The organism is Streptomyces griseoflavus (assembly GCF_014649995.1).
Classification (GTDB): domain Bacteria; phylum Actinomycetota; class Actinomycetes; order Streptomycetales; family Streptomycetaceae; genus Streptomyces; species Streptomyces griseoflavus.
The window spans coordinates 1-9,141 of the sequence record NZ_BMUC01000035.1 but is presented as its reverse complement, the minus strand read 5'-3'; the positions used below and the strand labels follow the sequence as shown (position 1 = coordinate 9,141).

Annotated in this window: 9 protein-coding genes; 2 read left to right on the top strand and 7 right to left on the bottom strand. The window is 72.3% G+C overall.

Features of this window, described 5'->3' with window-relative positions:
• Nucleotides 1-426 (bottom strand): HAMP domain-containing protein (locus tag IE172_RS34025; protein WP_190101238.1); only part of this gene is annotated, 426 nt, incomplete at its 3' end.
• Between the two features lie 350 nt (nucleotides 427-776).
• On the opposite strand from IE172_RS34025, the gene IE172_RS34020 reads away from it, so the two are divergent.
• Entirely contained in the window at nucleotides 777-1,148 is a 372-nt protein-coding gene (locus tag IE172_RS34020) for a PRC-barrel domain-containing protein (protein WP_190101237.1), read from the top strand.
• 33 nt (nucleotides 1,149-1,181) lie between these two features.
• On the opposite strand, the gene IE172_RS34015 is transcribed toward IE172_RS34020, so the two are convergent.
• Nucleotides 1,182-1,616 (bottom strand): ATP-binding protein, encoded by a 435-nt coding sequence (locus IE172_RS34015; RefSeq protein ID WP_190101236.1) that lies wholly within the window; start codon nucleotides 1,614-1,616, stop codon nucleotides 1,182-1,184.
• A gap of 152 nt (nucleotides 1,617-1,768) precedes the next feature.
• Complete coding sequence (locus IE172_RS34010; protein WP_190101235.1) at nucleotides 1,769-3,673, bottom strand: AMP-dependent synthetase/ligase; 1,905 nt, start codon at nucleotides 3,671-3,673, stop codon at nucleotides 1,769-1,771.
• 153 nt (nucleotides 3,674-3,826) lie between these two features.
• On the opposite strand from IE172_RS34010, the gene IE172_RS34005 reads away from it, so the two are divergent.
• Nucleotides 3,827-4,060: a DUF6480 family protein gene (locus IE172_RS34005; protein WP_190101234.1), complete on the top strand. Its 234-nt coding sequence runs from the start codon at nucleotides 3,827-3,829 to the stop codon at nucleotides 4,058-4,060.
• Nucleotides 4,061-4,072: 12 nt separating this feature from the next.
• Here IE172_RS34005 and IE172_RS34000 read toward each other — a convergent pair whose 3' ends face one another.
• From IE172_RS34000 to IE172_RS33985, 4 genes are all read right to left on the bottom strand, one after another.
• Entirely contained in the window at nucleotides 4,073-5,161 is a 1,089-nt protein-coding gene (locus tag IE172_RS34000; RefSeq protein WP_190101233.1) for a glutamate--cysteine ligase 2, read from the bottom strand.
• A 109-nt stretch (nucleotides 5,162-5,270) separates the two neighbouring features.
• Complete coding sequence (gene glgB, locus IE172_RS33995; protein ID WP_190101232.1) at nucleotides 5,271-7,496, bottom strand: 1,4-alpha-glucan branching enzyme; 2,226 nt, start codon at nucleotides 7,494-7,496, stop codon at nucleotides 5,271-5,273.
• 4 nt (nucleotides 7,497-7,500) lie between these two features.
• Nucleotides 7,501-8,859 (bottom strand): maltokinase N-terminal cap-like domain-containing protein, encoded by a 1,359-nt coding sequence (locus IE172_RS33990; protein WP_190101231.1) that lies wholly within the window; start codon nucleotides 8,857-8,859, stop codon nucleotides 7,501-7,503.
• Between the two features lie 28 nt (nucleotides 8,860-8,887).
• A partial coding sequence (locus IE172_RS33985) for an alpha-glucosidase C-terminal domain-containing protein (protein WP_190101230.1) occupies nucleotides 8,888-9,141 on the bottom strand: 254 nt, incomplete at its 5' end.

The following is a 9,141-nucleotide window of genomic DNA, read 5'->3' as shown; positions in this document are numbered from 1 at the left end:
GTTCTTGAGTTCGAGGATCTCGCCGCGGGCGTCCACGGTGATCTTCTGCGACAGGTCGCCCTTGGCCACCGCCGTCGTCACCTGGGCGACGTTGCGGACCTGCGCGGTGAGGTTGCCCGCCATGGCGTTCACCGAGTCCGTCAGGTCGGCCCAGGTGCCCGAGACCCCCGGCACCTCCGCCTGCCCGCCCAGGGCACCCTCGGTGCCGACCTCACGCGCCACGCGCGTCACCTCGGAGGTGAACACGGACAACTGGTCCACCATGCCGTTGAAGACCTTGGCGATGTCGCCCATGAGGCCGTCCGCGTCGTCCGGCAGCCGAGTGCCGAAGTCCCCGTCCCGGACGGCCGTCAGCCCCGCCAGGAGCCGCCTCAGCTCCTCGTCCCCCGGAGCCGTGTCGGTCCCCTCGGCGCTCTTGCTGGTCATGCGCACCCTCGTTCCGGCTGGCTCAGTGCGTGTTTCCGCAGTTCACGGATCTGCGCGATGAGAAATACGCCGCAGGCTAACCCACTTTGCGGGCAGGGAACAAAGTGCGGGGCCGCCCCTCGAGCCCATGGAGAAAACCTGAAGACGGTGTGCATACCTTGCGTCTTCACGGGTACACGGACAGATTTCCCGCGATGCGCCGCGCACCGGCTCCGGACGCGGTGTTTCCGGGCCTGCGCCTGTCGAATGCACGGGCCCCCGACGGGTATTGGCCCCTGTGAAGGAGGGCGCGGGCCGATGCCGGACCGCTCCCTGCGCCCAGCGGACGTTCTCCGGGGAGGAAACGAGCAGTGCCCATCCACAGCATCTGGTCCTACACACCGGACCTGAGTCCCGTCGCCGAGCGGGACCTGACGGGTTACACCGTCGTCGCGAGCGACGGCACCATCGGCCATGTCGACCGCCAGGCCGACCACCACGGGATGCGGCACCTCGTCGTCGACACCGGCGTGTGGGTGTTCGGCCGCAGCGTCCTGGTGCCGGTCGGTGTCGTCAGCACGGTGGAACCGGGGGAGCAGAGAGTGACCGTCTCCTGCACCCGGGCCGAGGTGAAGGAGGCGCCCCGCTTCCGGACCGACAGCGAGACCATGGACCCGGCCTATCTCACCGCGGTCGGTGATTATTACCACGGGCTGCCGCCCCGTGAGGAGCCCGCCGGCTGAACGGCCGGCTCCGAGCCCTCCGTCCGTAGCGGCTCACCACGGCAGGAACGCGTGAATGTCCTTGCCGTGGTCGTCGCGGACCACACTGACCTGGTCGCAGAGCGTGTGGATCAGGTGCCAGCCGATCCCGCCGCCGCCGCTGTTCGGATGGAAGGGCCGCGGGGCCGGCTCGGTGGTGCTGCTGTCGCGCATCACCACGTGCACCCCGTCGAAGGTCCTGCGCAGGCGCAGCTCGAAGGGACCGGGTGCGTACTGGACCGCGTTGGCGGCCAGCTCCGTGACCACCAGGAGTATGTCGTCCCAGTGTTCCGGAGCCGACGGCGCCGACACGCGGGCCAGGTCGAAGAGGAACTCCTCCGCGACCATGCGTGCGTCCGTCACATCGTGCAGCTCCCCCGGGAAGCTGGCGATGCGGCTCGTGATCTCCTCGCCGGCCAGTGTCCTGTCCCTACGCGGCTCGGGTGCCATCTCGCCTTCCAGGCCCCGGCACACCGGGGCGGTCGTCGCTGTCCTGTGCGTCCCCCGATCTGGTGGGTTCCCGTGAGCGCGGAGCCTACGCGCCCGCATGCCCGTGCGTCCTCGGTGACAAACCCCTCACGCGTCGAAGCGGGCCGGGGTGTTCAGCGGAACACGTTGTCGGAGTCGTCCCAGCCCGCCGCCTCCTCCGGCGACCGCGTCCGCCCCGGACGCGTGCGCGACTGGTACATCGCGTCGATCTCCAGCGCGTAGCGGCGCACGATCTCGTCCCGGCGCAGCTTCATCGACGGCGTCAGCAGACCGTTGGACACGTCGAACGGTTCGGGCAGCACCCGGAACACCCGGATCGACTCCGAGCGCGACACGCTGCTGTTGGCCGCGGCGACCGCCCGTGCGACTTCCTCGCGCAGCGCGTTCTCCTCCCGGGCCTCCCGGGCGGGCGCGTCACCCGGCAGGGACAGCGCGGCGCGCCAGTCGGAGAGGAAATCCGGGTCCAGCGTGATCAGGGCGCCGACACAGGGACGGTCGTCGCCCACGACGACGGCCTGGTGCACCAGCGGATGCATCCTCAGCCGGTGCTCCAGGGCCGCCGGCGCCACGCTCTTGCCGCTGCTCGTGACGATGATGTCCTTCTTGCGGCCGGTGATCGTGAGGTAGCCCTCGGTGTCCAGCCGGCCCAGGTCCCCCGTGGCGAGCCAGCCGCCCCTCAGCGCGGCCCGGGTGGCGGCCTCGTCGCCCACATAGCCCTGGAACACCGCGGGCCCCCGCACCAGGATCTCCCCGTCGTCGGCCACCCGGATGTCGGTGCCCGGCAGCGCCTGTCCCACGGTCCCGGACTTCTCCCGCCCGAGCGGCTGCATCGTCGCCCCGCCGCTGGTCTCGGTGAGCCCGTAGCCGTCGTGGACGTAGACGCCGATCCCCTCGTAGAAGAGGGAGAGGCCGCGGTTGAGCGGTGACCCGCCGGAGGTGGCGCGCAGCACCCGGCCGCCCAGCGCGGCCCGCAGCCGCCGGTAGACGGTGCGCTCGTACAGGGCGTGCTGCAGCCGCAGGTCGAAGCCCGGTCCGGAGCCCCGGCCCAGCCGCTGCCGCTCGACCGCGGCGGCGAAGTCCCGGGCCGTGCCGGCGGCCCGCTCGAACAGGGCGCCGCGGCCCTGCTGCTGCGCCGTGCGCAGGAAGTTCTTGTAGATCTTCTCCAGCAGCGAGGGCACCGCGTACAGGTAGGTGGGCCGGAAGGTGCGCAGGGCCGACGACAGCGCCTCCCCGCTCAGGTCGGGCTCGTGCCCCATCAGCAGACCGCCCCGGACGCACAGGCTCTGGATCATGAGCCCGTAGACGTGGGAGAACGGCAGGAAGGCGAGGACGGCGCCCTGCTCACCGGCCGGCGCCGCCGTGTGGCCCCACCCCTCCAGCAGGGTGTCGCAGACGAACGCCAGACCGCGGTGGCTCAGCGCGCAGCCCATGGCGTGGCCGGACGTGCCGGAGGTGTAGGCGATCACGGCGGTGGAGCCCGGCAGCACGATGCGCCGCATCGAGTCCACGGTGGCCGGCGGGATGAACTCGCCGCGTGCCGTCAGCTGTTCCAGCGCGCCCCCGTCCAGCTGCCAGACGTGCCGCAGTCGCGGCAGGGCCGCGCACACCGACCCGACGGTCATCACGCTCTGCTCGTCCTCCACCAGGACGGCGACACAGCCGGCGTCCCGGAGGATCCACTCCACCTGCTCGCGCGAGGAGGTGGGATAGATCGGTACGACCTCGGCGCCCACCGTCCACAGGGCGTGGCACAGCAGGGTCCACTCGTAACGGGTGCGTGCCATGATCGCCACCCGCGCGCCCGGGGAGATGCCGGAGGCGATCAGGCCTTTCGCCAGGCCCACGACCGAGTCGCGGAACTCCGCCGCGGTGATCTGCTCCCACGTGGAGGAGGCCGGCCCGGCGCGGTGAGCGAGCACGGGCAGGTCCGGGCTCTCGTCCGCCCTCGCGAAGAGGCTGTCGGCGAGACCGCCGGTCAGGGGCGCGGCGGACGGGGGAGCGAGAGCGAGGTCGCGCATGCGCTGCTCCTGACATGTACGGGGCGTGACTCGGCCGGTGAGGACAGTCATCGGCGGTGCCTGAATGTAGTCCAGCCGACCCGCCCCCGCGCCGGGATCGCGACAAGTGTGTCCGCACTGATGATCTCGCCGGATTCGGGGGACCCGGGCTCCATGAGCTTCGTGAACCCAGATCCCGATCCCGAACGCACCACCGGCCTGGAGCCGGGAGGCGGCGTACCGCCCGGCGAGACCCCGCCCGCGGAGAGCAGCATGCCGGAGGCGGGCCCCCTGGAACGGCACAACCCGAGCAAAGGCTGGTCCAAGGGGCCCCTGACCGCGATCGTCGTCGTGACGGTCCTGGTCGCGGCCTTCTTCCTGGTCTACGCCCTGATCCTCATCCTCTGAGCCCGCCCCGCCCTACGCCTGGGTGTGCCGCACGCACTCCGTGACGACATCCCGCAGGCTCTCCGTGCGCCGCATCAGGCCGCGCTGCACCTGGGCGCCGTTGCCGTCGCGCAGCAGCCGGGCGCAGCCCTCGCGGGCGCGCTCCAGATCGCCGTGCGCCTCCAGGGCGTCGGCGACGTGGTCGAGGAGGTCGCGCACGACCTCCTCGGCGGGCGCGCGACGCATCGTCCGCGGGTGGAGCAGCTCGCCCGCCAGGCCCGAGCGGGCCGCCTGCCAGGCCGACAGCCGCAGCAGGCTGACCCCGGGATCCGGCGGCTCCCCACCGGCCCGCCACTCCCGCGCGGCGGTCTCCACCAGCCCCCGGGCGAGGGTGGCGATCAGTCCGGCGGTCTCCGCGTGCAGACAGACGTCGGAGACCCGTATCTCCACGGTCGGATACCGCTGGGACAGCCGGGCGTCGAAGTACACCATGCCTTCGTCGAGGATCACACCGGTCGCCACCATGTCGGCGACCCTGCGGTGGTAACGCTCGGGCGAGCCGAAGATCTCCGTGGGACCGGCGGAGGGCCAGCGCTGCCACACCCGGCTGCGGTAGCTGTGGTACCCGGTGTCACTGCCCTGCCAGAACGGCGAGTTCGCGCTCAGCGCGGCCAGTACCGACAACCAGGGCCGCAGCCGGTCGACGACCCCGGTGCCCTCCTCGTCGGAGTCGACGGAGACATGGACGTGACAGCCCATGACGAGCTGTTCCCGGGGCGCGATGCCGTACTGCTCCTCCATCCACCGGTAGCGCCGGTTGACACCGACGGACGGGCTGACCGGCAGCGGGGACGTGGCGAGCGCGGCGACGGCGCAGCCGATCTCCCCGGCGTGACCCGCGGCCTCCTTGCGGCAGCGGACGATCTCCGCGTGCAGGCTCTCCATGGACGACTGCGGATGCGTGGCGAACTCCAGCATCTGCTCATGGAGTTCCTTCTCGAAGACGTCCTGGCCGGAGCCGTCCCGTTCGGCCCGGGCGAGCACCGCAGCGGACATCGCCCGCGGTTCGCCGGTCTCCGGATCGACCAGGAGGAGTTCCTCCTCCACTCCCACGGTCCGCACGTGTGTCCCGCCCTTCTGTGACCTGCCGCGACGACGCCGAGCTGCCCTCGGTCGTACGATCCCGCATGCCCCGCCGGAGCCGGGGGACACCTGGCGTCGTCGCGGGGACTCACAGGGGGACGGGCGCCAGCCACACCGTCGCGAGCGGCGGCAGGGTGAGCCGGAGGCGGCCGTCCTCGGGCTTGACCGGGCCGGGGTCGCCGACGCCGGCGCCGCCGTAGCCCACGGCGTCGGTGTTGAGCACCTCCTGCCAGGCGACGACGTCGTCGCCGGCGGGGAGGAGGTAGTCGTGACGGACCACGGGTGAGAAGTTCGACACCGCGAGCAGCGGGGAGCCCTCGGCGTCGTACCGGAGGAACGCGAAGACGTTGTCGTCGGCGGCGTCGACCGACACCCACCGGAAGCCGGACGGATCGGTGTCGCGCTGCCAGAGCGCCGGGGTCGCGCGGTAGCGCGCGTTGAGATCGCGCACCAGGTCCTGCACCCCGCGGTGGTCACCGGCCGAGTGGTACCCCTCGTCGAGCAACCACCACTCCGGCCCCTCCTTCTCCGACCACTCCGCTCCCTGCGCGAACTCCTGCCCCATGAAGAGCAGTTGCTTGCCGGGGTGGGCCCACATGAAGGCCAGGTAGGCGCGGACGGTGGCACGCCGCTGCCACCAGTCGCCCGGCATCTTCGACACCAGCGCCTGCTTGCCGTGCACCACCTCGTCGTGCGAGATGGGCAGGCAGTAGTTCTCGCTGTAGGCGTACACCATCGCGAACGTCATCTCGTGGTGGTGGTACTTGCGGTGCACCGGCTCGTGGGACACGTACTCCAGGGAGTCGTGCATCCAGCCCATGTTCCACTTCAGCCCGAACCCCAGGCCGCCGGTGTCGGTGGGCCGGGTCACCCCGCCCCACGCCGTGGACTCCTCCGCGATGGTCACGACGCCCGGGCAGCGGCGGTAGACGGTCGCGTTCATCTCCTGCAGGAACGCCATCGCCGCCAGGTCCTCCCGGCCGCCGTACGCGTTCGGCTCCCAGCCGCCGTCCTCGCGCGAGTAGTCGAGGTAGAGCATCGAGGCGACCGCGTCGACGCGCAGCCCGTCGATGTGGAACTCCTGGCACCAGTAGACGGCGTTCGCGACCAGGAAGTTGCGCACCTCGGTGCGGGCGAAGTCGAAGGTGTACGTCCCCCAGTCGGGGTGCTCCGCGCGCCGGGAGTCCCCGGGCTCGTACAGCGGCTCCCCGTCGAACCGGGCCAGTGCCCAGTCGTCCTTCGGGAAGTGCGCGGGCACCCAGTCCATGATCACGCCGATGCCGGCCCGGTGCAGGGCGTCGACCAGGTACCGGAAGTCGTCCGGGGTGCCGAGGCGGGCGGTGGGGGCGTAGAACCCGGTGACCTGGTAGCCCCAGGACGGGCCGAAGGGGTGCTCGGCGACCGGCATCAGCTCCACGTGCGTGAAGCCCAGGTCCGTGACGTACGCGGGCAGCACGTCGGCGAGTTCGCGGTAGGTCAGTCCCGGCCGCCACGACGGCAGGTGCACCTCGTACACCGAGAACGGCGCCTCGTGCACGGGCGTCGCGGCCCGCCGCGCGAACCACTCGGCGTCGCCCCACTCGTAGTGCGAGGCCGTCACCACGGACGCGGTGTTCGGCGGCGCCTCGGTCCGGCGCGCCATCGGGTCGGCCTTGAGGAACCGGTGGCCGTGGCGCGAGTGGATCTCGAACTTGTACCGGGTGCCCTCGCCGACGCCCGGCAGGAACAGCTCCCACACCCCGGACGAGCCCAGCGAGCGCATCGGGAACGCCGTGCCGTCCCAGTGGGTGAAGTCGGTGGCGACCCGCACCCCCAGGGCGTTGGGCGCCCACACCGTGAAGCGGGTGCCGGTGACGCCCTGATGGGTCATCGGGTGCGCGCCGAGCGCCGTCCACAGCTCCTCGTGGCGGCCCTCGCCGATCAGGTGCAGGTCGAACGCGCCGAGCGCCGGGAGGAACCGGTACGGGTCGTGCGTCTCGGCCGCCTCGTCGTCCTCGTAGGCCACCGCCAGGGTGTACGCGGGGATCGTGTCCAGCGGCAGGACGACGGAGAACAGTCCGTCGCCCTCCGAGACGAGCGGGGTGCGCCCGCCGTCGACTACCACCGCCACCTCGCGGGCGAAGGGGCGCAGCGCCCGGAAGGCGATCCCCCCGGGCACCGGGTGCGCGCCGAGCAGCGCGTGCGGGTCGTGGTGGGCGCCCGCGAGCAGGCGGCCGCGGTCGGCCGGGTCCAGGGGCGGAGCGGCCCCCGGGGCCGCGGGTGCGGACGGGACGGGCCCGGCCGATTCGGGAAGCGGGGTGTCGTGCAGGGCCACGGCTTCAGTCTCCTCTCACGGCGAGGCGCTCGATCGCCGCCATGGGTACGGGCAGCCAGTCGGGTCGGTGCCGGGCCTCGTACAGCACCTCGTACACGGCACGGTCCGTCTCGTAGGCGCGGAGCAGGCCGTGCTTCTTGCGCGGGTCCCAGCCGGCGCGGGCCGCGTAGCCCGCGCAGTAGGCCTCGCGACAGCGGCGCGCCCACTCCGGGCGCCAGGGGCGGCGCTGGCGGGCGGCGTAGTCGAAGGAGCGCAGCATTCCGGCGATGTCCCGCACGGGGGAGTGGGCGCTGCGCCGTTCGGAGAGCGGCCGCGACGGCTCGCCCTCGAAGTCGATGACGAACCATTCGCGTCCGGCGCGCAGCACCTGCCCCAGGTGCAGGTCTCCGTGGATGCGCTGGGCGGGCGGCCCGGCGTCGCAGGTGGCCAGCGCGGCGAAGGCGGACCGCAGCCCGGGGACGAAGGGCTGGAGCGCGGGCACGGCGTGCGCCGCGTCGGTCAGCCGCTCCGTCATCGCCGCCGCCGTCCTGCCGTTCTCCCCGGGCGCGCCGATGGGGAACGCCGACGACAGCGCCAGGTGGACGTCCGCCGTGGCCCGGCCCAGCGCGTGCGCCTGCGCGGTGAAGTCGTCACCGGCGGCGAGCGCGTCCAGGGCCAGCGTCCAGCCGTCGGAGGCGTCGCGCAGATACGGCTGGAGCACCCCGAGCGTCGCCGTGAACGGATACGTGGTGTGCAGCCAGGCCACCGGCGCCGGGACCCGGTGGCATCCCTGGCGGGCCAGTGCGCCGGGCACCTCCAGGTCCGGGTTGACGCCGGGCTGGATGCGCCGGAACACCTTGAGGATGTACTCGTCGCCGAACACCAGCGAGGAGTTGGACTGTTCTCCGGTCATCAGCCGGGGCACCAGTCCGGCGGGCACGTGCTGCGACGCGTCGCACTCGAACCTCAGCGGGCCGGCCGCGCCGGGCCGGCGCAGCCGCTCCAGGAGGAGCTGGGCGGCGCGCGGGTCGTGGAGGGCGTCGAAGACGGTCATTCCGGCGAGCCGGCCGTCCATCACCGTGCCGATGAGCGCCTTGCCGAGCCGGGGCGAGGGGCGTTCCCGCACGCCGAGGAGCAGCTGGTAGCAGTCACCCGCCGACGTGGTGCCCCCGGGAGCGGGCGGACCGCCGTGCCCGGCGTGCACCAGGACGTGCAGACACCCCGGGAACAGCTCCGTCATCGACAGCACACCGAGGTCGGTGACGGGCCGGTCCTTGCCGGCGAACCAGCGCTGCAGCGGCAGCCACTCGCGCAGCAGCCCGGTGAGCGACTCCATGGGCTCGGCGGGCGCGCTCCGCGGGCGCAGGAATGCGGTCTTCGTCATGGTGACGCCTCCTTACGCCGGCACACGCTCACAGTCGGCGGCCGATGCGGGATGCGACTCGCGTGAGCCGGAACCAGTAGAAGCCGTGGCCGCCGAGGGTCAGCAGGTACGGCAGCTCGCCGACGGCCGGGAAGCGCACCCCGCCGAACAGCTCGACCGGATGGCGTCCGGCGAACTCGCGCAGGTCGAGTTCGGTCGGCTGGGAGAAGCGTGAGAAGTTGTTGACGCAGAGCACCAGGTCGTCCTCGTACTCCCGCAGGAAGGCGAGGACGGCGGGGTTGG